This is a genomic window from Bradyrhizobium sp. USDA 3311, assembly GCF_054062495.1.
In genome coordinates this window covers 2,035,309-2,056,989 of record NZ_JBSSFI010000001.1, presented here as the reverse complement: position 1 = coordinate 2,056,989, position 21,681 = coordinate 2,035,309, and the positions used below count along the sequence as shown (strand labels likewise).

The following is a 21,681-nucleotide window of genomic DNA, read 5'->3' as shown; positions in this document are numbered from 1 at the left end:
TGGATTCCGGGTTCGCGCCAAGTGGCGCGCCCAGGAATGACGGAGGAATGGTAGCCCGTATGGCGCGGCCTTTACTGCGTCTTCGCGACCCGCGGCGGCTGGGCGGATGTGATGAAGCTGGTGGCTTCGAGCATCGCGGGGCCGAGCGGCGTCGGCACTTTCAGCCAGAACGGAACCAGGATGCGCGTGCCGGCGACCGGGGCGAAGGCGATCTCGATGTTGCGCTGGGCGGCGAGGTATTTGATCACGGGGCGGTCGGGGATGTAGCCGGCGACAGGCACGAAATAGAGCGCGCAGACCACGACCGGGCCGCGATAGCCCTTCTCCGCCTTCACGGTCTCCATGCGCTTGAAATCGAGCTTGAGGTCGTAGCGCATGCGGCCGTCGAACACCGGCGCTGCGTTGTGGCAGGCGTCCGGCGTCACGGGGTCGCCGGTGCCGGGCACGCGCAACAGCGAGGCCGTCATCGGATCCCAGACGCCGCGGCGATGCGCCTCGGTGACGACGATACGATCAGGGTCGACCGGCGGCTCCGGCACGATGCCGAACTCCTTCACATTGCCCTTGTCGAGCGTGATGCGGATCTCTTCGGTCTTCTTCGAGGTGGTGGTGGAGGCCTGGTAGCCGGTCGCAACCAGCGCGCCGTTGACGACCCGCCCTTGGCTGGCGCCGGTGCCGGACCCGCCCGCGAACGACTTCAAAAGCCCGGTGGTGCCGCCGGAGGCCGCCGCGGCAAACACGTCGTCCTGGATGTCGATGTTCCAGGCGCCCCTGCCGACCGGAATGCCGGCCAGCGTCGCCTCATACTGCGCCTCGAGCTTGCCTTGCGCGGCGGCCGGCTTCGCCTCCCAGGCAAAGACCAGCCCGCACAGGGCCGCCATGGCCAGCCGGGCGGCAGACCGCGGGCTGGCGTTGCGCGGCTTGGGCGCAAATCGGGAGGAAATGGGCACGAAACGATCCAATCGGGGCGCGACGGTTGTTACTTAAGCCAAAAACCGCGGCAAACAATGTGTTCGGGCGCAACAAGCGCGGAACTCCACCTGATACTTCGGCGGCGAATACGCCCTTTATGTGATGGTAAGGCACTTCAAACATTGCCGTTTTGGTGATCGGGGGTGGTAAGCTCTTGCCGCTTATTCCCCAGTCATGCCCCGGCTTGACCGGGGCATCCAGTACGCCGCGGCCCCTCGACTCCGGCCGCGCCGTCACGGAATACTGGATCGCCCGGCCAAGCCGGGCGATGACACCGATTGTGGGCATGGCGCCGGGCATGAATCCCGCCCCAAAAACTTGACGTCCCGCCGCTTCCCCCCTATACGTCCGCCGCTCCCTGCAAGGACAGAGAATTTGCCCCCGTGGCGCCCCGAATGGCGGCCGCAAATCGTTGGGGGCTTAGATTGAGGATTTGTGACATGTCTCGCCGCTGCGAACTGACGGCCAAGGGCCCCCTCGTCGGCCACAAGGTCAGCCACTCCAACATCAAGACCAAGCGCCGCTTCCTGCCGAACCTCGTCAACGTGACGTTCATCAGCGAAGCCCTGGAGCGCAACGTGCGCCTGCGCGTCTCGACCAACGCGGTCAAGAGCGTCGACCACAATGGCGGCCTGGACGCCTTCCTGCTCAAGGCCAAGGCCGACCTCCTGTCGCCGCGCGCCCTCGAGCTGAAGCGCGCCATCCAGAAGAAGGTCGGCGACGCGCCGGTCAAGAAGGCCAGCTAAGCGAATCTTTTCGAGTTGGGCGGGGGCTAAGTAGCGTCGCGTGGCGTAGGCTTAGCCAGTAGAGTTTTGTGTAGCGGCCGGATCGGAAGATCCGGCCGTTTTTGTTTTTGGTACCAGATCGCTTGGTTATCCTATCTTTTCCATCGAGCAACGAGGGAATCGAGTATAGGGTCGTCTGCAACTTGCATTTGCAACCAAAGATATTCTCTCGTCTAAATGCCAATTGTGCTCACGAATTTTCTGGATGGGGGCCTCTGTCAGGGATGTTCCTGGACAGTGCAGGACGAGACCGAGCTAGCCAAGCGCATTGCTCGTGTTGCTCTGGGTCAGTCCCGTCACGTCGCCAAGATCCTTGCTGGCCTGAACAATGCGCCTCCACCGAGCACGAAAGCCGCACGAACAGCTGCGATCAAGTTGCTTTCGGTGCCTGAAGGGGCAGAGACATGGCACCGCGATGGTTGGATATTTCAAACGATGTCGTGGCTCGTCGCAACGCAGGCGAGTCCGTCAGCACTCACAAGAGCGCCACACATGATCCTCGCTCACAAGGGATTCGACGGCTTACAGCTCGAACTCGATCAGACTACCGGCCGTGTTTCGGCAGCAGTGATCTTCGAAGACAAAGCAACTAGCAATCCGCGCCAAACAATCACGGGCGAAGTATGGCCCGAATTTAGACTGCTAGAATCTGGTGACCGTGAGAATGTATTAACGGCTGACGTAAGTGCATTACTTTGTACGAGGCCAGATGTTGATCCTGACAAGGCGATCGAGAACATCATCTGGAAGCAAGTTCGCCACTATCGTCTCAGTATAACCGTTGGAAACCCAAACTTCACGTCCGACGAGGGACGGAAGCAGCTGTTCAAAGGGTACGATGATATCGCTGCTGGAGACGTGACGCGACGTCGCGGTGAGATCTTTTACGTAGAGGAATTGCGGCCTTGGATGAAGGCGTTAGCAGGCAAAGCCATTTCGTTCTTGAGCTCGCAGGAATTGCAGAGTGTTTGATCCGGACACAGTAGCGGTAATTGCTCAAGCCCCTCCTTTGGAAGGGCTGAACCTTGAGCGCCTACCCCAGACATTTACCGAGGTATACGCCGAAATCGTCGCTGCTCGCATTCGCATCCGCCAAGCCGGCACAGGGCAGCAACTGCCCGAGAGCGTACGCAGCTCTGTTCTTTACATGAAGCGGCTTGCGTCCGCGGAGGAAGCTTTTGTTGCTGTCTCCCCTTTGCGAGAGGACCGCTCAGCCGCCGCCTTTGTAGCTGGGTCAGCCCATCATGCTTGCATGCTGGCAGAACTCGCAGGCTCTCTCGAAATTCCTCGGCCCAGCTATCTTTCGCTCGATTCCATTTCTCCTGACGTCTCCGCCGCACTGTTGTTTTTGGTTGCTGAAGCAAGCACAGATGCTGCCGAAATTGCCAAGCGCATTCGACCTGCGGAAAATGCAAGTCTCATAGAAGCGCGGCTCCTGAGCTCCATTTCTGATCTAGCCACCGGTCGTCTAGGCTCAATTATCAGCCGAACGATACCATCCGTGGCGGCGGTGGGTTCAACCGACGCCGGCACTGTAGGAACTAATGCTCTTTATCTCATGATCTTGAGAGGTGTGTACGCGCTCGCCGGCGAAATGCTCGGCGAGCCAACAGACCTGCTTGGAGCAAGCGCCTCTCAGATATTCGAGAACGTAGTCTCTCTTTCAAGGGAACGCATCGAAGGAATTGGCCCTCCCGACGGTGAGGCTCCCTACAACATTTTCCCCGGGCCTCACCATCTCGCAAAACTACTGCAAGCTGTGGCGCGAGACTTTCCTGCCTCTGCACTCGTCGCTGTTCCCCCGCCTGATGGGATTCTCTCCTATCGCTGGGAGGACCTATTGAAGCAAATGGCGAAGCAACGACCATATGTTTGGCGCAACCATCGCGAAGCTATAGCCCAAGGCTATCTAGAAACGGGCACATCGGCGGCGGTTAGCTTTCCCACCGGTGGAGGAAAATCAAAGCTGGCCGAGCTAAAGATAGCAGCCTCACTACTGCGCGGCGTAAAAGTAATTTTCTTGGTGCCAACGCTCGCGCTGGTAGACCAGACGGCTAGCGCCCTGAGTAAGACCTTCCCTCAAGCTCAAGTTCAGCGCGAATTGGTGGAAGAGCTAATCTTCTCACCAGGAATTGTCGAACCGCTTCCGAGCATCAGCGTTCTGACTCCTGAACGATGCCTTGCAATGCTCAGCTTCAGCCGGGAAGTTTTCGAAGACGTCGGCCTCATCGTCTTCGATGAATGCCATCTACTTCACCCGCGCAACATCGACACGAGTCGTCGCAGTATTGATGCGATGCTCTGCTTTCTCAATCTAAGTACGATTGCGGATACGGCTGACATTCTGCTTCTGTCCGCGATGATGAAAAATACGCACGAAATCGCGGATTGGCTGAATGAAGTCACAGGCCGCCCGTGTTTAGCGTTAGACATAAAGTGGAAACCCACCCGCCAAGTACGCGGGTGCGTGGTTTACGCGTCAGAGACGCTGAATGACCTTCGTGCAAAGCTCGCTGAAACGAGAAGAAGCGTAAGAAACAAAAGCGTACCGGCCGCACTCAAGCGAGACCTCAAAGCGCAACCATTTGGCTTTTTCTGCCTGCGCCAAACGTGGGTATCTAAGGCGCGCAACGACTATGCCTTGCTTCCGCTTCTGCAAGAAGCAGTGACGCTGTCCACCGGCAATCGCTACGATGGAGCTTGGTACCTTACCCCAAACGGGAATCAAGTCAGCGCGGCTATCGGCGCAGCAACGAGCGAAACAGGGCTTAAGACACTTATTTTTGCACAGACAATCCCTCTTTGTAAGAGCACGTGCAATGCGATCAATGAAGCGGCAGGAGATAAAGCAATCCGCCTCACCGAGACGGAACGATCGCACTATCGAGCTGCGGAAGAAGAAGCGGGAGGTGCGGAACACCTTTACATACGTGTAGCACCCGACGGGACACTTCTCGATGCTAGCGCGTGCCATCACGGACTTCTCATCCTGTCCGAGCGACACTTGCACGAAGAATTATTTCGTCGCGCGGATGGAATTAGCGCGCTGGTCGCGACTTCAACGCTAGCCCAGGGAATGAACCTGCCTAGCGAGGTAGTCATAATTGCTGGCGACAGTCGTTTTGATCCAGATGCCAATCGGCTAGCGCAACTGGATGCACATGAGCTTCTGAACGCTGCAGGTCGAGCGGGTCGAGCGGGGGAAGCCTCTCAGGGACTAGTCCTAATAGTTCCCAGCAAGGTCGTTGACTTTCAAAGCAAGACGAATCAAATTCACAGTCACTGGTCAGATCTGCAAGCGATCTTCTCTCAGAGCGATCAGTGTTTGCAGATCGATGATCCTTTCGCTGCGCTACTGGATCAAGTGCACGCGGCCACCGAGCCGATATCCGCGTCGGCAAAGTACTTCCTTGGCCGCCTACCGAAAGGATCCGGGCCTGATCCCGATGAACCAGCTACTCATCTCATCTCGCGCTCATTTGCGGCATTTCGCGCGCGTCGACGCCATGACGCAGAATGGATCAAAACTCGTACAGAGGCAGCGATTCGCTTGCGCAATGCCGATCCCGACATCACAAACACTTGGATTGATGAGATAGCAGCCGCTTCGGGTATACCGGCTCGACTTTTGACGAGTTTGGTCCATTACCTAATCGCCAGCGCGAGCGCGTTGCCTCAAACGACCGCAGCTTGGAGAACCTGGCTCTTCACGTGGCTGCGCAATAACCCCAGCTCAATTCCGCAGTTGATGCGACCGGAGAGCCTCGAGGGAATGTTTGGAGCCCCCTATAAACGCCTCAAGAACGACGATGACCGGGGCATTTTTGCTCTCTCTGTTTTCGAGCGAATGCTCCCCGCATGGATGAGCGGTGATACTCTCGCAACATTAGAGAAAATCGCAGGAACGCCGAACGCTAAGATCGGAAAGTGCGAGCGGGCCCGTGAATTCGTATTGCGTATTGTGCCCGAGCTTTCTTACCTTCATAGCATACTAGCCCAGCTTTATACGGCCCTGTTCCCAAGCGTGCCCATCGTTCCGATAAATTTAGCCACCCTTGGAACAGCGGTTAGAGAGGGGCTTGATAGCCCCGAAAAAGTAGCTCTCCGACAGATACGCTCACGTCGTCCAAATCGAATCGCGATCCACCGTGAGTACCAGGGGCTCGCCAAACTTATGCCGGCGGCTGGCCTCAACGAGACGCTCTCTGACGTCGTCGTTCGCGTTGAAAGTGCCATTAGTGTGCGCGACGTTCTCGGATGATTGGCTCGTTCTTCCATTTCCCGGTATGCTCGTCTCGCGAGCATTGTCGGGCGTGCCGCCACGCACGCACCCAAGCACATCGTGCTCTGCTATCCCGGGTCGGCAGGATAACGGAGGAGACGACGCGGCACCGGCTCAGGGCCAACGCCAATCTGATGCCAGCGCTCGCCACTGGCTACGGACGCGACAACGAAACGTTCGCAGCTCCGTAACGCCCCCCTACCCCCGAAAATCAATGCTCCGCAGCACGATCCCCGGCGGGGTGCCCTTCGAACTCCGTCGCGCGGTACTTGCTCGCGGCGCGCGCTTCGATGCGGTCGCGCAGGCGGGTGAACTGGGCTTCGCGCTGCCCGGGGCGGGCGCGCACGCCCGGCGTTAGTGTCCCCCGCGCGTTAACCATCCATTAACCAACGCACCCTAGCCTGCGGTAATCGTCCAGCCATCACTAGCTCGAAATGCCTTCCCGGTTCGCTCCAGGAGAAGCGCCGATGTGCGTTGCGTTGTTGACGTATGCCGATCTCAGTGCCCGCCTCGATATCTCGCGCGAGGCCGCGCGGTCGCTGGCGAGACGTCGCCGCCTGCCGCGCTCGCGCTCGGAGGACGGCAAGGCCCTGGTGAGCGTTGATCTCTCCGCGCTCCGGTACACGCCCCGCCCACGAAAGGGCCGCCGGGCAGACCCCGTCGATGCCTCCATGGCAAAGATCGAGGCAATGGAGCCATTTCCGTTCCGACGGAGTCGGAACGGGGCTCCAGATTCTTATTCTGACGCGTTTTCTTCACGCGAACCGGTATCCACTTCGCTCGAAAACGCTCTAGAGATCGGGGCCTTCAAGGCGGAGATCGCGCGGCTCGAAGACGTCGCAGCCGCCTACAGGGCCGTGTTCGAGCGCGAGCGTGAGCGTGCCGATCGCCTCGCCGTCGAGCTGACGCAGGCGGCCGCCGAGACGACGGCCGCCAATGCGTGGGCGGCGCGACTGGAAGACGAAGTGACGGCGCTGCGGAACGATCGCCGCCCTGGCGAGGCGATCGCGGGATACGCCGCGCGTCGATTGGGACATCTGGCCGCCTCCATCGTGCAAGCAGACCGCGCGGCTAGAACGCGATGAGATCAGGATGAATCGTCGCTTCAAGTTGTTGTTTGCGCACTCGAGACTTTCTTTAATCCCCGGCTTGCCGGACCAATCGCGAGGGAAAAATGGCAAGCAATACCGATATCCATGAAATGAAGGCCCGCATCGTCGTCTTCGGCGTCGGCGGCGCCGGCGGCAATGCCGTCAACAACATGATCACGGCCGGGCTGCAAGGAGTCGAGTTCGTGGTCGCCAACACCGACGCGCAGGCGCTGGCGATGTCGAAGGCGACGCGCCTCATCCAGCTCGGCACAACGGTCACCGCAGGCCTCGGCGCCGGCTCGCAGCCGGAATTGGGACGCGCCGCAGCCGAGGAGGTCATCGATACGATCCGCGAGCACCTGACCGGCGCGCACATGGTGTTCGTGACGGCCGGCATGGGCGGCGGCACCGGCACCGGGGCTGCACCGATCATCGCCAGGACCGCGCGCGAGCTCGGCATCCTCACCATCGGCGTGGTCACCAAGCCGTTCTACTTCGAGGGCCAGCGCCGCATGCGCTTTGCCGAAGCCGGCGTCGAGGAGCTGCTGAAGACGGTCGACACCCTCTTGATCATCCCGAACCAGAACCTGTTCCGGGTGGCCAGCGAGAAGACCACGTTCGCCGATGCCTTCGCCCTTGCCGACCAGGTGCTCTATTCGGGCGTGGCCTGCATCAGCGACCTCATCGTCAAGGAAGGTCTGATCAATCTCGATTTTGCCGACGTGCTCTCCGTCATGAAGGAGAAGGGCAAGGCGATGATGGGACGGGGCGAGGCTTCCGGCGAGAAGCGCGTGCTCGCCGCCGCCGTGGCCGCGATCTCCAATCCGCTGATCGAGAATCCCTCGATCAAGCGTGCCAGTGGCCTCATCATCTCCATCACCGGCGGCAGGGATCTCATGCTGTACGAGGTCGACGAAGCCGCGACCCGCATTCGCGACGAGGCCGATCCGGACGCCAACATCATCGTCGGCGCGTCGTTTGACGAAAGCCTCGAAGGCATCGTCCGCGTCTCGGTCGTTGCGACCGGAATCGATAATCTCGATCCGGCGCAGCAGGCGCTACCGGTGGAAACCGCCCTCACGCAGCTCGCCGGCAGGCTGCGCAACGACGGCCGTCGCATCGCCGATCGCATCGAGCGCAGTGCTACCCTGCCGCAAGTGGAAAGCCCGCCGCTCCGCCCGCAGCCGCACCACCCCGTGGGGCCACCGGCAAGGCCGGGTCTGGACTATGCGCCGCAGGCGGCGCTTCAGCCGCTCGATCCTTACGGCCGCGCCCCTGCGCGCAATCTGCCCGACGAGGCCGCTCTCGATATCCCGGCCTTCCTGCGCCGCGCCGCCAACTGAGCGGTGGCGAGCGGGGGAGTTACCTGCTCGGCAACCAGCGAGCCCAACAACAGCTCGTCATCCCGGGGCGCGACGAAGTCGCGAGCTAGGATGCGCAATTGCGCACCTGAGGATCCATTTGGCCGCAGTGCGTGTTGAGGGATGGATTCCAGGTTCGCGCCAAGAGGCGCGCCCCGGAATGACGGCGTAGAGCGTGCGCAGCGTGCCGGGGCTTCAAGCCGCCGTGCTGCGCGGGCTCTCGGCGGTGTCCTTCTTGTCCGTCTCCCTGTCGCGGGACAGCCACGCCGGAAAACGAAGCAGGCGCTCGTTGGTGTCCTTTGGCAGCTCGATGGGCGGCGCTTCAATGGCCGAACTCGGCAGGTCCAGCGCTGCCTGTCCGGTTCGCACCGCATCCGCGCGCTGATCCAGTTCGCGGAGCAGGGGATCGAGCACGCTGTCGATCTCGGTCGCCACCGACACCAGGAAACTATTGAGCTCGCGCGCCTCGGGCACAACCGCCGCAGCCTGCTCGATCGCCCTCGAGAGACCATCGACGACAGGCGCAAACGCGCCGGCGGCTTGCTTGATTCGCGTCTTGATCGCTTCGACCTCGCTCAAGACGCGCTCACGCTCACGCCTTTTCTTTTCCTCCGAAAGACGGGCTTCAATTTCGGCGATCTGGGCCGTCAGGGTCGTGGCTTCGGATGCAAGCGCATCTCGTCTTCCGCGCGCGCGATCGAGATCGCGGCTGAGATTGTCCACTAAGTCGTCCTTTCCGAACATGGCTTTGCTCCGTGGGACAGGCGCTTTGCCCTGTAGGACGGCCTTGGCGCGAACCGCCAGCCTCGCCACCAACCGGATGGCCGGATCGGCCGAAACAGGCATCAACCTCGGTCGCGTCACATGGGCCGACATGGTGATCCCCCATCGTCAACATTAGGCAACCGCATGGTTAACAGACGGTTAATGTCAACAGACGATGCGGCCATGGGGCGTGACGGCACCGGCAACGGATCCCGAAGAACATCTCCAACGTCCCGAAGCTCCATCGCTGCCTGCGCAAGACGGACAAGTCGCAGCCGCGGTAGCCCGCCTCCCCTACCCCCGAAAATCAATGCTCCGCAGCACGATCCCCGGCGGCGTGCCCTCGAACTCCGTCGCGCGGTACTTGCTCGCGGCGCGCGCCTCGATGCGGTCGCGCAGGCGGGTGAACTGAGCTTCGCGCTGCTCGGGCCTCGCCTGCGGGCCGCGCTCGAGATAGTCCATCGCGGAGGTCGAGATCGCGCAGGCGATCTCCTTCGATCCGTCCTGCATCAGGAACTGGACGATGCCGCGGTCCTGTTCGTAGCCGACGAAGCGGCTGCTCGTGAGTGTCATGGCTTACTCCCTTACGCGATTGCTTCTACGCGATGGCCGCTTGTGGCGCGCGAACTCGCCCCCCAACGTCGTCCTGGCCTAGTGCGCAATTGCGCACGGGAGCCAGGACCCATTATCCCGGTCAGCGTTGTGGAGGCACGCTGTGGCCAGCTCATTCACAATAACTCGGTTCGGTGGTTATGGGTCCTGGCTTTCGCCAGGACGACGGCTGTGTTCCACGAGCGCGCGGCCGCTGCCGCGCTGCGGCCGGCCTGCCGCAATCGCCACTGACCCTCAGCTGTCGCCACTGAGCCTGGCGAAATCGTCGAACAGCGCCGTCACCAGCGCGCGGTGGCGCGTGTCCTCGGTGGAGAGGCTGGCGGCATAGAGGTTGAGCAGATAGCGCGCCTTCACCGCGGCCTCGGGCCACGAGGTGGCGGGCACGGTCATCAGGCGGTTCTCGAGATCGGCCTCGCGCTCGCGCAGCTCCCGGACATTGTTCTCGACCTCGGCCAGCGCGCGGCGCAGGTCGGTCGCCTTCTGAGCGGCCATGCCGCGATGCCTGTCGAGATCCACCGGGACGTCAGTCATGGGCGACCCTCTGGGCGACGCTCGCCGGCGCGGCCTGCGCATCCGCGGCCTGCGCGTCCGCGAGGTCCACCGAGCCGATCGACAACATTTCCGTCATGCCGGCGCCCCCGCTTTCGGCCGGCACCGTGATCATGGTGGCGACACGCCGCCAGCACGGGAACGACAGGCCCTCGATCATCTCTTCGTCGGTGACGACGTCATAGCTGCCCGCGGGCAGCAACCGGTCGATGCCGTTGATGCGGAACGGATGCCTGAAGGTGACGGTTTCTCGCCGCGAACGGATGGTCATGGACGCCTGCCTTCCTGCGAGCGAAGCCCCAACCGACGCCGGCTGTGACAAGCATGCGCTCCCTGGGCGGATATAGCCAGCACTATCGTCGCCGCGCCGCGCGCGGCCGGGGCCGCGGGCTGCGCGCGGCGTTTTAGTCCTCGCTATTGGCATGGGGCAGGCGTACGCTCTCTCCTATCACCGCACTTCCTGCAACGGCATCGACCGGTGACTGAGGGTCACGTGCGCTCCCGCCGTAGGACCAGTTATCAGAGCTGATCTTCATGCTCTGGCAGGAGCGTGCGATGTCGCGGTTTCGCGTCCCGGAATGGATCGTTCCACAGGTCGACGTCGCGCTGTTCCTTCTGCTCCTGGTCTGCGCGGCGGCCATCCTCAATGGCTAGGACAATGCGCGTGCCCTATCTCGTCAGCGGCACCAACGAATATGGCTGTTCCAATCTCGGCCGCGGCAGCGCCACCGTCGCGCTGCGGCTGGCGCGCAAGCTGCTGCGCGAGGGCTACATGGACGTGCGCGTCTGCACGCCGCGCGGACGCGTGCTGCAATCCGACGAACTGGACGAACTCAAACCCCCACAGGAGACCGACGCCATGGCCAAGGGACAGCAACGCGGCAACCGCGAGACCAAGAAGCCGAAGAAGGACAAGACCAAGGTGATCGCCGCGGCCCCGAGCCGCAAGGACGCGGCATGGCAGCCGGATTTCGGGCCGGCGAAGAAGAAGTAGGGCTTCTTTCGCCTCTCCCCGCTTGCGGGGAGAGGCCGGGATTTGCGCAGCAAATACCGGGTGAGGGGGACTCTCCGCGAGTCCAGCTCTTCCTTGCGGAGACTCCCCCTCACCCCAACCCTCTCCCCGCAAGCGGGGCGAGGGAGCGCACCTTCGCTGCGGCAACCACCACCGTCTCCTCGCCGTCGCGCTTTTTTGCTATACTCGCCCCGGTAGCATTGCCGGGAGGGGCCGACCTGTGGAGCACGAGCGCAGAACCGAACCGAAGACCGAGCCGAAGCACCTCGTCATCTGCTGCGACGGCACCGGCAACGAGATCAGCGAGAACATCTCCAACGTCCTCAAGCTCTATCGCTGCCTGCGCAAGACCGACAAGACGCAGCCGCGGCAGATGGTGTTCTACGATCCCGGCGTCGGCACGGTGACGGAGCCGACGACGTGGCACCGCCTCAAGGCCAACGTCAATCTGGTGCTGGGGCTCGCCACCGGCTACGGGCTCGATGACAACGTGCTGTCGGCCTATTGCTTCCTGGTCGAGCACTATTCGCCCGGCGACAAGATCTACCTGTTCGGCTTTTCGCGCGGCGCCTATACCGTGCGCGTGCTGGCGGGGCTGATCCACAAGGTCGGCCTGATCTCGCCGGAGCAGGCCAACCTCGCAGGTTCGGGCCTCGTCGCCTACAAGCAATATTCCGGCTCGGGGCGCGGCAACGACATCGCGGACCTCAAGGACGTCGGCTCCGACGACGACGGGCCGCTGCCGCAGGACAAGTTCGACCTCGCCGCGCAGTTCGCGCGCATCACCTCCTCGCGCTGGCCGACCATCCATTTCATCGGGGTGTGGGACACCGTGGCGAGCGTGATCGTGCCGCGTCCCGACCGGCTGTACTGGCCGAGCTTCGAGGAGCTCGCCTTCACGCTGCGCAATCCGAGCGTAAAGATCTTCCGGCAGGCGATCGCGATCGACGAGCGGCGCTGCATGTTCCGCCTCAAGCAATGGCGGGAGCCGCAGGAATATTGGAGCAACCGCTTCGTGCCCGACGACAAGAAGGAGCCGCAGGACATCATGCAGGTGTGGTTCGCCGGCGTGCACAGCGACGTCGGCGGCGGCTATCCGGAGGCCCAGAGCGGCGAATCGAAATATCCGCTGATCTGGATGATCGACGAGGCGGGAAAGGCCGGGCTGAACTTCAACCCGCGCACCGTGAACCAGCTCGCCTGGGGCGTCCATCGCAAGAACTCCCCGTTCCAGTACGTGCCGCCCGCCTACACCGGCAAGACCGGCGAATTGCACAATTCGATGACGGCGGCCTGGCGGCTGCTGGAATATTTGCCGAAGAGCGCGAAGTACCGGGAATGGCCGGAGCGAAAAGTGTTTCTCGGCTTCTACATCCCCGATTGCGAGCCGCGCCTGATCCCCGAAGGCGCGCATGTGCACGAGAGCGTCGTGAAGCGGATGGCGGTGGAGCCGGACTACCGGCCGGTGAATCTGCCGAAGACGTATCAAACGGTGCCGATGCCGGTGCCGCCGCATGTGGGGGCCGCGGCGGAGACGGATGAGATGGTGACGGGGTGAGATGGCGCTGGCGCCGACGGCGGAGCTTGAGGCAACGCCGTCGCACCCCGCTACCGCCGCTTTCGCCATTCGCCGCTACTTTTCATTAAAATTCTCCCGCCCACCTTAGTCGGATCGCATCAACTCCCGTCGATCATTGGGAAGAGACCACCCGCGCTATCCGCGGAATTGGAGGAGATGTGCCAATGCATCCGCGAAAGTTCGCCCGTGTAAAACCCGCAGGGCTGGTGTCCCGCCAGGCCAAGATCATCACCGACCCGCGCGCGCCGGTGATCCCCTGCACGCTGATCGACTATTCGCCCGGCGGGGCCTGCGTCGATCTCGGCGGCCAGGTGAGCATCCCCGACAGGTTCGAGCTGCTGCACGTCAACACCAAGAAACGCTGCCGCATCGCCTGGAAGCGCGGCTCGCGAGTCGGCGTGGTGTTTTGAGGGCGCGAGCCGCCTCTTTGGCTCTCTTCCGTAGCCCCTCGCTCGATCGTCGTCCTGGCGAAAGCCAGGACCCATACCGCGGAATCTATCGGTTGTGGATGGTAGGCGTACCGGACAACGAGTCTCCGCCAAACTTCTCCCTGGGGTAATGGGTCCTGGCTTTCGCCAGGACGACACCGGAATTTGGGGCGACGGCTTTGCCTACTTCCGCATCCTGGCCTTCGCGCCGGCGACGATCTGCATGGCGACGCCGCCGATCCAGCCGAACAGGGAGAGCCAGGTCCAGGCCAGGTGCGGATCGAGCCGCAGCACGATGACGGCGACGGAGGCGAGCGCGGTGAGCGTGGCGCAGAGCGTGCCGGCGGAGCTCAAGAATTCCGCGGCGTCGATGGCGCTGTGCGCCTCGTCGAAGGGCAGCTGCGGCGTGTCGATGCCGAGATAGAAGCCGACCGCGCCCAGCGCCATCATCAGCACCAGGAAACCCTGCGTGGTGAGCACGGGGATTGCCGACCCGACATAGGCGCCGACGAACAGTCCGCACGCCGCGCCTGCCATCGCTAGGCCCACGCGCTCGAAGATGTGAGCAGCTTTGCGGACAGGATAACGCATGGCGGGCCTCCGTGAGGCGTTGAACGTGCGGACGTTAGGCCAGTTTTGCGGGGGGTGGAAGCCGAGGGATGTTACGGATGCGTGAGGGAACGGCTGCGATCGCGCAACTTAAACCTATCGAGTTACTCCCTGTGGTTATGCCGCTGTCCTTGCGCCTCGCATGCGCCCCTACCTCGCCCCGAACGTCGTCTTGCCGAACAGCGCCTTCTGCGTCGACGGCTGCGAGCGCCAGTATTGCGGCGGAGCTTCGACCTCGCCGCCGAGCTCGGCGGCGGCGTGCCAGCCCCAGCGCGGGTCGTAGAGCATGCCGCGGCCGAGCGCGACCATGTCGGCCTTGCCGGAGGCGACGATCTCCTCGGCGTGCTTGGCATCGGAGATCATGCCGACGGCGATGGTGGGCAGTCCCGTCTCGCGGCGGATGGCGTCTGCGAACTGCACCTGATAGCCGGGGCCGAGCGGAATCTTCTGCAGCGGCGAGACGCCGCCGGAGGAGGCATCGATCCAGTCGATGCCGCGCGCCTTCAGCGCGCTGGCGAATTCGATGGTCTGCGCCAGATCCCAGCCGCCCTCAACCCAGTCGGTCGACGACACCCGCATGCCGATCGGCTTGTCGTGCGGGAACACGGCGCGCACCGCGTCGTAGACTTCGAGCGGGAAGCGCATGCGGTTTTGCAGGCTGCCGCCATATTCGTCGGTGCGCCGGTTCGAGATCGGCGACAGGAACTGATGCAGCAGATAGCCGTGCGCGCCGTGCAGCTCGATGGCGTCGATGCCGATGCGCTCGGCGCGTTTCGCAGCCTCGACGAAGGCCTCGCGGATGCGCCTGAGGCCCGCGCTATCCAGCGCGAGCGGCGCGGCCTCGCCCTCCTTGTGCGGCAGCGCGCTTGGCGCCACCGTCTGCCAGCCGCCGTCACTGATCGGGATCAGCTGGCCGCCGTCCCAGGGCCGCGCGCTGGAGGCCTTGCGGCCGGCATGGGCGAGCTGCATCGCGACCGCGGTCGTGGAATGCTTGCGCACGGAGGCGAGAATCTGCTTCAGCGCGGCTTCGGCGGCATCGCTGTAGAGCCCGAGGCAGCCCGGCGTGATGCGGCCGATCGCTTCCACATGGGTCGCCTCGATGCAGAACATCGACGCGCCCGAGAGCGAAAGATTGTTGATGTGGGTGAAGTGCCAGTCGGTCGGAACGCCGTCGTCGGCCGAATACTGGCACATCGGCGACACCACGACGCGGTTCTTCAAGGTCAGGCCGCGCAGCTTGATCGGGGAAAACAGGGCGCTCATGCAGGGAGTTCCGGGGGATGGAGGGCAATCATGGAAGTGTAGTGAGCGGATGCCGGATTGCTAGCCGCGCGGCGGACATGCCCGCCCGTGGCGGCATGCATTGCGCGCGTCATATGATCACGGGATCGCGACATCAACTCAGCCGCCGCCCTACTCCAGCTCCTCGAACTGGCCCGCCCTGGGCTTGCCCATGCGGATGCGGCCATCGGGCAGCAGCTCGCCGTCGGTCTCGGCGGAAAACTGGATGGTGGTGCGGCCATCCTTCATCGCCGTCGCCTTGCCGAGCGGCCCGAGCTTGTCCGCGAGCGCGGTGTCGTCGAGGACGAACACGCGGTAGTCGGTGAGATGGAAACGGCGCGGTGCCTGCCATGTCAGCGCGGGTACCGATGTGCGCATATCGCCGTCGGTCTTGCGATCGATGCTGCGGCCGGTCGCGTCGCGGAACAGGTCCGGCGCATCGACGAGGCGCGCGCGGCGGCCGTCGACGGCGTAGAGGTTCAGCGTGACGATGTGGCGCTCGCTGCGGAAGGTGACGGCGACGTAGCGCGAGTCCGCCGACCAGGCGGCGTGGAACGCATCCGGCGCGGTGTCGAGGATGTTGTCGTCGTTGACGTTGTCGAGCGTCATAAGCCGGCGATGGCCCGGCTCCGCCATCAGATAGGCGTGAAATTTATCATGCGCGCCGTCGCCCTCACCATGGACGGCGATGGCGAGCCGCTTGTTCGGCGCCCACCCGCCCGAGATGATGCCGTACTCGCCCTTCGCATAGGTGTGCTCGGCCGTGGCGTGCGCCTGCGGCAGGCCGGCAAGCACGACGAAGAGCGCAGCAGCGATGGCACAGCGGAATTGCATGATGGTTTGTCGCGGCCAAAAGCCACCGCGTTCAACGATGACTTCACTCCACCAGCGTGAACTGGAGCAGCAGCGTGCGCTGGAGCATTGAAAAATTGTCGTCCGAGACCAGCGTCAGCACGGTGTCGCCCTCGGGCGTGACGTGGGCGTCGATGCCTTCCATGTTGTCGATCTCCTGGCCGAGATCGGCCTTGAACAGCGCAGGGCCGTCGACCACCGCGCCCGGCGCGATCGATTTCAGGGGAATCGAGCGGATGCGGATGTCGACGCCGGTGAACCAGGAGAATTTGCGTTCGAGGATGAGCAGCTCGCCCGACGGCAAGAGCAGCGCGTCGCTGATGTCGAACTTCTCGGTGCGGCGGACGCTGAACTGCCCGGGCGTGGGGCCGCCGATCAGGAACGCGACCAGATTGCCGTCGGCGTCCAGCCCGCGCTCGGAGAAGGCGATCAGGGTGCCGGCGAGCGGCTGGCCCTTCGGGACGAAGACCAGCCCCTCGAGCCCCTTGTTGTGCGGCAGCTTGCGCAACGCGGGCGGCACCTGGATCACCTCGCCGCGGGCGCGCGTGCCGCCTTTCGAAAAATCGTAGCGCAGGATCTGGTTGACGCGCTCGAGCCCGACATAGACGACGTTGCCGTCGCGCGTCAGCGACTCCGAATCCCACCAGAGGCGCTTTTCCGTGATCGGCCGTCCCTCCGCATTGAGCAGCGGCGCGGCCTCGACGTCGTCGAGCCCGGCCATCCTGCTGCCGGAATAGCGGATGGACCCGGTGAACCAGCCGCCCTGGTCGGAGACCGCAAGGAAACGTTCGCCTTTCGCATCCAGCCGGATGCCGGACAGGCCGCCGAAGCCGCGATAGGGCGAGGTCAGCACCAGGCCGCTGCGATACTCCAGCGAACCGAAGCGCGTGCGCGAGCGGTCGCGCGGCTCGAAATTCGGGATCGGCCGCGCATTGACCTCGATGCTGACGGGCTCGGCGACGGCGCGCTCGACCTGGAGCGGGCGCGGCGGCGGCTCGGTCGTGACTTGCGCCTGCGCCAGACGGGACAGTGCGAAAGTGGAAAATCCCGCCGCCGCGTGGCCAAGGAAGCTGCGGCGGGATCGAAGCGTGCTCACGAATGCAGTTTGCGGCGCGGACGGCTTGCCGAGGGCTGCGGTGCGGTCGCCGTCTCGCTGAACAGCTCGGCAAGCTTCTCGGTGATGGCGCCGCCGAGCTCCTCGGCGTCCACGATCGTCACTGCGCGGCGATAGTAGCGCGTGACGTCATGGCCGATGCCGATCGCGATCAACTCGACCGGCGAGCGGGTCTCGATCTCCTCGATGATGTGGCGCAGGTGCCGCTCGAGATAGTTGCCGGCGTTGACCGACAGCGTGGAATCGTCGACCGGCGCGCCGTCCGAGATCATCATCAGGATCTTGCGCTGCTCGGGCCGGCCGAGCAGGCGCTTGTGCGCCCAGTCCAGCGCCTCGCCGTCGATATTCTCCTTGAGGAGTCCCTCGCGCATCATCAGGCCGAGGTTCTTCCGCGCACGGCGCCAGGGCGCGTCGGCGGACTTGTAGATGATGTGGCGGAGATCGTTGAGACGGCCGGGATTGGCCGGCTTGCCGGCCGCAAGCCACGCTTCACGCGACTGCCCGCCCTTCCAGGCGCGCGTGGTGAAGCCGAGAATCTCGACCTTGACGCCGCAACGCTCCAGCGTGCGGGCGAGGATGTCGGCGCAGGTCGCCGCCACCGTGATCGGGCGGCCGCGCATCGAGCCGGAGTTGTCGAGCAGCAGCGTCACCACGGTGTCGCGGAACGTCGCCTCCTTCTCGTGCATGAAGGACAGCGGGTGATAGGGATCGGTCACCACGCGCGACAGCCGCGCGGGGTCGAGGATGCCCTCTTCGAGATCGAACTCCCAGGCGCGATTCTGCTGCGCCATCAGCTTGCGCTGCAGCCGGTTGGCGAGGCGGGCGACGATGCCTTGCAGATGCGCCAGCTGCTTGTCGAGATAGGCGCGCAGGCGCTCCAGCTCGTCATGGTCGCAGAGGTCTTCGGCGGCGATGACTTCGTCGAATTTCGGCGCGAAGGCGTGATATTCCGGCCCGCGCGGCTCGTTCTTCCCGTGCGCGTTCGGACGCGTCGCCTCGCCCGGCGTCTCGTCGTCGCCGAGCTCGCCGTCGTCGAACGTGTCTGACGTCGAGGCCTGCGCGCTTTCCATCGCGCTCTCGCTCATCTCCTCGCTCGACGCCTGCGCCTGGTCGGCGCTCATCTCCTGGGCGGCATCGGAATCGGGCGAGCCCTCGGCGCCGGACTGGTCGTTGTCGCCGTCGCGGTTTTCGTCGTCGTCGTCATTCTCTTCGCTGTCGGCGTTGCGCTCGTCGCCGAGCTCGAGCGCCGACAAGAGGTCATGCACGGCGTCGCCGAACCTGGTCTGGTCCTCGACCACGCCGTCGAGCCGGTCGAGGCGCTTGCCGATCTTGTCTTCGAGAATCGGCCGCCAGAGATCGACCATCTTCTTCGCAGCCGTCGGCGGCGCCATGCCGGTGAGGCGCTCGCGCACCAGCATCGCCAGCGCATCGGCCAGCGGCGCGTCGGCGCGGTCGGTGATCTCGTCGAACTTGCCGCGATGGAAATGGTCGTCGAGCATCGCGGTGAGGTTTTTCGCAACGCCCGCCATGCGGCGCGCGCCGATCGCCTCCACCCTCGCCTGCTCGACCGCTTCGAACACACCGCGTGCCTGCGGATTGCCCGGCATCAGCTTGCGATGCAGCTTCGGATCGTGACAGGCGAGCTTCAGCGCGATGGAATCGGCGTGGCCGCGCACGATGGCGGCATCGCGCTTGGTCATCTTGCGCGCCGGCTCGGGCAGCCGCGCCTTGCCGGGCGCAAGGCCCGGCCGCTCGGCGGCAAAGGAGACCTCGAGCTCGGGCGATTTCGCGATCGCCTTCAGGCAGGAAGCCACCGAGCGCTTGAACGGCTCGGTCGGCGCTTCCTTGCTGTTACGGAATTTGGAATTGGATGATGATGTGCTCATAGCGACTTCGTAAACGAATGGCGCGTCACGCCGCCGGGATAGCCCTTGAGAGTGCCGAATTCCTCGTACCCGCAGGAACGATAGAAGCCCGGCGCCTGGAAACTCATCGTGTCGACATAGGCCTGGATCGCGCCATGCCGTCTCGCCTCATCCTCGATCGCCGCGATCAGCTTCGTCCCAAAACCCTTGCCGCGCTGCTTCTGGTCGATCCAGAAGTACTGGATGAACAGAACCGTGGCCCAGAGATGCCCGACGATGCCGCCGACGATCTTGCGGCGGTCCTTCAGTGAGACCGCGATGCTCCTGACCTTCTGCTTCCCAAAGTGCTCGTCGTTATAGGCGCCGAGCCCGGCGAGCACAGCCTTCTTGGTCGTCCCAATGGTGCGCTCGACGGTGATGGTGGCCATGGGTCAGCTGAGCGCCACGTTGACTGCCGATTCCGGCAGCTCCGCATTGAAGCAGCGCTGGTAGAACTCCGCGACCAGGGGACGCTCGAGCTCGTCGCACTTGTTGAGGAAGGTGACGCGGAAGGCGAAGCCGATATCGCCGAAAATGTCGGCGTTTTCCGCCCAGGTGATCACCGTGCGCGGGCTCATCACCGTCGACAGATCGCCATTGGCGAACGCGTTGCGGGTGAGATCGGCGAGGCGCACCATCTTGTTGACGATGTCGCGACCTTCCTGGGTGCGATAGTGCTTGGCCTTCGCCAGGACGATCTCCACTTCCTCGTCGTGGCTGAGATAGTTCAGCGTAGTGACGATCGACCAGCGGTCCATCTGGCCCTGGTTGATCTGCTGGGTGCCGTGATAGAGGCCCGAGGTGTCGCCAAGGCCGACCGTGTTGGCGGTCGCAAACAGCCGGAAGGACGGATGCGGCTTGATCACCTTGTTCTGATCCAGGAGCGTCAGGCGGCCGGAGACTTCCAGCACGCGCTGGATCACGAACATCACGTCCGGACGGCCGGCGTCGTATTCGTCGAACACCAGCGCGACGTTGTGCTGGAGCGCCCAAGGCAGGATGCCGTCGCGGAATTCGGTGACCTGCTTGCCGTCGCGGACCACGATCGAGTCCTTGCCGACGAGGTCGATACGGCTGATGTGGCTGTCGAGGTTGACGCGCACGCAGGGCCAGTTCAGGCGGGCGGCGACCTGCTCGATATGGGTGGATTTGCCGGTACCGTGATAGCCGGTCACCATCACGCGGCGATTGCGGGCGAAGCCGGCGAGAATGGCGAGCGTGGTGGCGCGGTCGAAGCGGTAGTCGGAATCAACTTCAGGCACATGAGGATCGACTTCGGAATAGGCCGGCACTTCGAGATCGCTGTCGATCCCGAACACCTGGCGCACCGACACCTTCATGTCGGGCAAACCGGAAACTTCCTCAACTTTGGACATGGCGGCGGTCGTCATCAATCCTCCGAGGCCCCGGGCGATCCCGAGACCAGTTATTGCACGGTGGCTGCGGCTGGGTGCGTTTGCGAACCTATCAGAGACAACGTGCGGGCAGAAGCCCGCCCTCCAATCAAAGTTCCGTTGTCTTTTCATTTAGATAGGCAAGGAACGCGATTTTTGGAAGGCTGCCCTGCGAATCACGCTCGAATTTCGGGCGGGCCAGCTGGCCTGCCCACGCGAGTGGCACTTTTACCGCCTCTCCTTACTTATGTAGGGTCTGGACCGACGTAACCCCTCCCACCACGAAAGACGACGTGACGTCATTCCTCGATCCCTTCATCGCTTTCGTCTCGGCCCACGCGTGGCTGGCTTATCTGACCCTGTTCCTGGCAGCGCTTCTGGAAGCCGTTCCGGTGGTGGGATCGGTGGTCCCGGGCTCGACCATCATCCTGGCGCTCAGCGCCCTGATCCCGGGCGGCGAGCTGAAACTCGGCTGGGTGCTGCTGGCGGCCGCGCTCGGGGCCGTGCTGGGTGACGGCTCGGCCTACTGGATCGGGCACCGGCAGCAGCGCGAGATCCTCAACACCTGGCCGCTGACCAATTATCCGCGCGTGGTCGAGGAGAGCGAAAGCTTCTTCCACCGCTTCGGCACCTGGGCCGTGTTCTTTGCCCGCTTCGTGCCGCCGATCCGCGCATTTGTCCCGGTCACGGCCGGCGCGCTCGGGATGCCCCCTGCCCGCTTCTACGCGATCAACATCCCGGCGATCCTGGTCTGGGCCCCCGCGCATGTGCTGCCGGGCGTGCTGGCGGTGTCGGCCCTGCACGAATATGCCGGGCTGCCGCACCATGAGCATGTCGGCAAGCATATCTGGATTGTCGCCGTGATCGGCGGTGCGATCGTGCTGAGCGTGACGGTTTGGATCTATCGTCGGCGGAACGGTGGTGGTGTCGCGGCGGCCAAGCCGCGGGTCTGATTAGCTTTGGCTGCCACGGCGGACGGAGGTGCGCTCCCTCCCCCGCTTGCGGGGGAGGGTTGGGGGGGGAGGGTGCATCCACAATCGAGAACCCCCAAGAGGAGGGAGCCCTCACCCGCGCCTCCGGCGCGACCTCTC

Annotated in this window: 21 protein-coding genes and 1 pseudogene; 9 read left to right on the top strand and 13 right to left on the bottom strand. The window is 63.7% G+C overall.

All coding sequences use genetic code 11. The features are described from left to right. Positions 1-71: 71 nt before the first annotated feature. Complete coding sequence (locus ACVWW6_RS09675; RefSeq protein ID WP_271556358.1) at positions 72-881, bottom strand: DUF3108 domain-containing protein; 810 nt, start codon at positions 879-881, stop codon at positions 72-74. Between the two features lie 531 nt (positions 882-1,412). Between ACVWW6_RS09675 and rpmB the strand changes: the two genes are divergently transcribed. The 3 genes from rpmB (at position 1,413) to ACVWW6_RS09660 (ending at position 6,018) form a co-directional block, all read left to right on the top strand. Beyond that, positions 1,413-1,718 (top strand): 50S ribosomal protein L28, encoded by a 306-nt coding sequence (gene rpmB / locus ACVWW6_RS09670; protein ID WP_456680608.1) that lies wholly within the window; start codon positions 1,413-1,415, stop codon positions 1,716-1,718. Positions 1,719-1,994: 276 nt separating this feature from the next. Then, on the top strand, positions 1,995-2,729 hold the full coding sequence (locus ACVWW6_RS09665) for a hypothetical protein (protein WP_456680607.1): 735 nt from the start codon (positions 1,995-1,997) through the stop codon (positions 2,727-2,729). Further along, a complete protein-coding gene (locus ACVWW6_RS09660) occupies positions 2,722-6,018 on the top strand; it encodes a DEAD/DEAH box helicase (protein ID WP_456680606.1) in 3,297 nt (1,098 codons plus the stop codon). The genes ACVWW6_RS09665 and ACVWW6_RS09660 overlap by 8 nt, the downstream gene beginning before the upstream one ends. Before the next feature lie 219 nt (positions 6,019-6,237). Here the strand turns inward: ACVWW6_RS09660 and ACVWW6_RS09655 are convergent. Beyond that, positions 6,238-6,382, bottom strand: a pseudogene (locus ACVWW6_RS09655) (DUF1488 domain-containing protein); the annotation flags it as partial. A gap of 124 nt (positions 6,383-6,506) precedes the next feature. Here ACVWW6_RS09655 and ACVWW6_RS09650 point away from each other — a divergent pair. Continuing rightward, positions 6,507-7,124 carry a hypothetical protein gene (locus ACVWW6_RS09650; RefSeq protein ID WP_456680605.1) on the top strand — a complete coding sequence of 206 codons (618 nt, stop codon included), beginning with the start codon at positions 6,507-6,509 and terminating at the stop codon, positions 7,122-7,124. 89 nt (positions 7,125-7,213) lie between these two features. Then, positions 7,214-8,473, top strand: a complete 1,260-nt coding sequence (ftsZ, locus tag ACVWW6_RS09645) for a cell division protein FtsZ (RefSeq protein ID WP_456680604.1) — start codon at positions 7,214-7,216, stop codon at positions 8,471-8,473. A 213-nt stretch (positions 8,474-8,686) separates the two neighbouring features. On the opposite strand, the gene ACVWW6_RS09640 is transcribed toward ftsZ, so the two are convergent. The 4 genes from ACVWW6_RS09640 to ACVWW6_RS09625 all read right to left on the bottom strand — a co-directional run bounded on the left by ACVWW6_RS09640 (position 8,687) and on the right by ACVWW6_RS09625 (position 10,688). Continuing rightward, positions 8,687-9,367 carry a hypothetical protein gene (locus ACVWW6_RS09640; protein ID WP_456680603.1) on the bottom strand — a complete coding sequence of 227 codons (681 nt, stop codon included), beginning with the start codon at positions 9,365-9,367 and terminating at the stop codon, positions 8,687-8,689. Positions 9,368-9,550: 183 nt separating this feature from the next. After that, the gene (locus tag ACVWW6_RS09635) at positions 9,551-9,829 is read right to left on the bottom strand and encodes a DUF1488 family protein (RefSeq protein ID WP_011083000.1); all 279 of its coding nucleotides are present in this window, start codon (positions 9,827-9,829) and stop codon (positions 9,551-9,553) included. A 273-nt stretch (positions 9,830-10,102) separates the two neighbouring features. Beyond that, positions 10,103-10,399 carry a hypothetical protein gene (locus tag ACVWW6_RS09630; protein ID WP_027545228.1) on the bottom strand — a complete coding sequence of 99 codons (297 nt, stop codon included), beginning with the start codon at positions 10,397-10,399 and terminating at the stop codon, positions 10,103-10,105. Then, positions 10,392-10,688 carry a hypothetical protein gene (locus tag ACVWW6_RS09625; protein ID WP_304549300.1) on the bottom strand — a complete coding sequence of 99 codons (297 nt, stop codon included), beginning with the start codon at positions 10,686-10,688 and terminating at the stop codon, positions 10,392-10,394. Before ACVWW6_RS09625 ends, ACVWW6_RS09630 begins: the two co-directional genes overlap by 8 nt. 387 nt (positions 10,689-11,075) lie before the next feature. Here ACVWW6_RS09625 and ACVWW6_RS09620 point away from each other — a divergent pair, with 387 nt between their 5' ends. The 3 genes from ACVWW6_RS09620 (at position 11,076) to ACVWW6_RS09610 (ending at position 13,418) form a co-directional block, all read left to right on the top strand. Beyond that, a complete protein-coding gene (locus ACVWW6_RS09620) occupies positions 11,076-11,411 on the top strand; it encodes a hypothetical protein (protein WP_038966647.1) in 336 nt (111 codons plus the stop codon). A gap of 238 nt (positions 11,412-11,649) precedes the next feature. Next, positions 11,650-12,987 carry a T6SS phospholipase effector Tle1-like catalytic domain-containing protein gene (locus tag ACVWW6_RS09615; protein WP_456680602.1) on the top strand — a complete coding sequence of 446 codons (1,338 nt, stop codon included), beginning with the start codon at positions 11,650-11,652 and terminating at the stop codon, positions 12,985-12,987. A gap of 185 nt (positions 12,988-13,172) precedes the next feature. Next, on the top strand, positions 13,173-13,418 hold the full coding sequence (locus ACVWW6_RS09610) for a PilZ domain-containing protein (RefSeq protein WP_028175824.1): 246 nt from the start codon (positions 13,173-13,175) through the stop codon (positions 13,416-13,418). A gap of 201 nt (positions 13,419-13,619) precedes the next feature. Here ACVWW6_RS09610 and ACVWW6_RS09605 read toward each other — a convergent pair whose 3' ends face one another. The 7 genes from ACVWW6_RS09605 to cobS form a co-directional block, all read right to left on the bottom strand. After that, on the bottom strand, positions 13,620-14,027 hold the full coding sequence (locus ACVWW6_RS09605; protein WP_271556241.1) for a hypothetical protein: 408 nt from the start codon (positions 14,025-14,027) through the stop codon (positions 13,620-13,622). A 168-nt stretch (positions 14,028-14,195) separates the two neighbouring features. Continuing rightward, a complete protein-coding gene (locus ACVWW6_RS09600) occupies positions 14,196-15,308 on the bottom strand; it encodes an NADH:flavin oxidoreductase/NADH oxidase (protein WP_456680601.1) in 1,113 nt (370 codons plus the stop codon). A 150-nt stretch (positions 15,309-15,458) separates the two neighbouring features. Further along, complete coding sequence (locus ACVWW6_RS09595; protein ID WP_060909859.1) at positions 15,459-16,160, bottom strand: hypothetical protein; 702 nt, start codon at positions 16,158-16,160, stop codon at positions 15,459-15,461. A 43-nt stretch (positions 16,161-16,203) separates the two neighbouring features. Next, on the bottom strand, positions 16,204-17,274 hold the full coding sequence (locus tag ACVWW6_RS09590; RefSeq protein ID WP_404525296.1) for an esterase-like activity of phytase family protein: 1,071 nt from the start codon (positions 17,272-17,274) through the stop codon (positions 16,204-16,206). Continuing rightward, positions 17,271-19,178: a cobaltochelatase subunit CobT gene (gene cobT, locus ACVWW6_RS09585; RefSeq protein WP_011083010.1), complete on the bottom strand. Its 1,908-nt coding sequence runs from the start codon at positions 19,176-19,178 to the stop codon at positions 17,271-17,273. Before cobT ends, ACVWW6_RS09590 begins: the two co-directional genes overlap by 4 nt. Beyond that, the gene (locus ACVWW6_RS09580) at positions 19,175-19,585 is read right to left on the bottom strand and encodes a GNAT family N-acetyltransferase (protein WP_011083011.1); all 411 of its coding nucleotides are present in this window, start codon (positions 19,583-19,585) and stop codon (positions 19,175-19,177) included. The genes cobT and ACVWW6_RS09580 overlap by 4 nt, the downstream gene beginning before the upstream one ends. 3 nt (positions 19,586-19,588) lie before the next feature. Further along, positions 19,589-20,572 (bottom strand): cobaltochelatase subunit CobS, encoded by a 984-nt coding sequence (gene cobS / locus ACVWW6_RS09575; RefSeq protein WP_370139181.1) that lies wholly within the window; start codon positions 20,570-20,572, stop codon positions 19,589-19,591. A gap of 311 nt (positions 20,573-20,883) precedes the next feature. Between cobS and ACVWW6_RS09570 the strand changes: the two genes are divergently transcribed. After that, the gene (locus tag ACVWW6_RS09570) at positions 20,884-21,543 is read left to right on the top strand and encodes a DedA family protein (protein ID WP_456680600.1); all 660 of its coding nucleotides are present in this window, start codon (positions 20,884-20,886) and stop codon (positions 21,541-21,543) included. Positions 21,544-21,681: the final 138 nt, after the last annotated feature.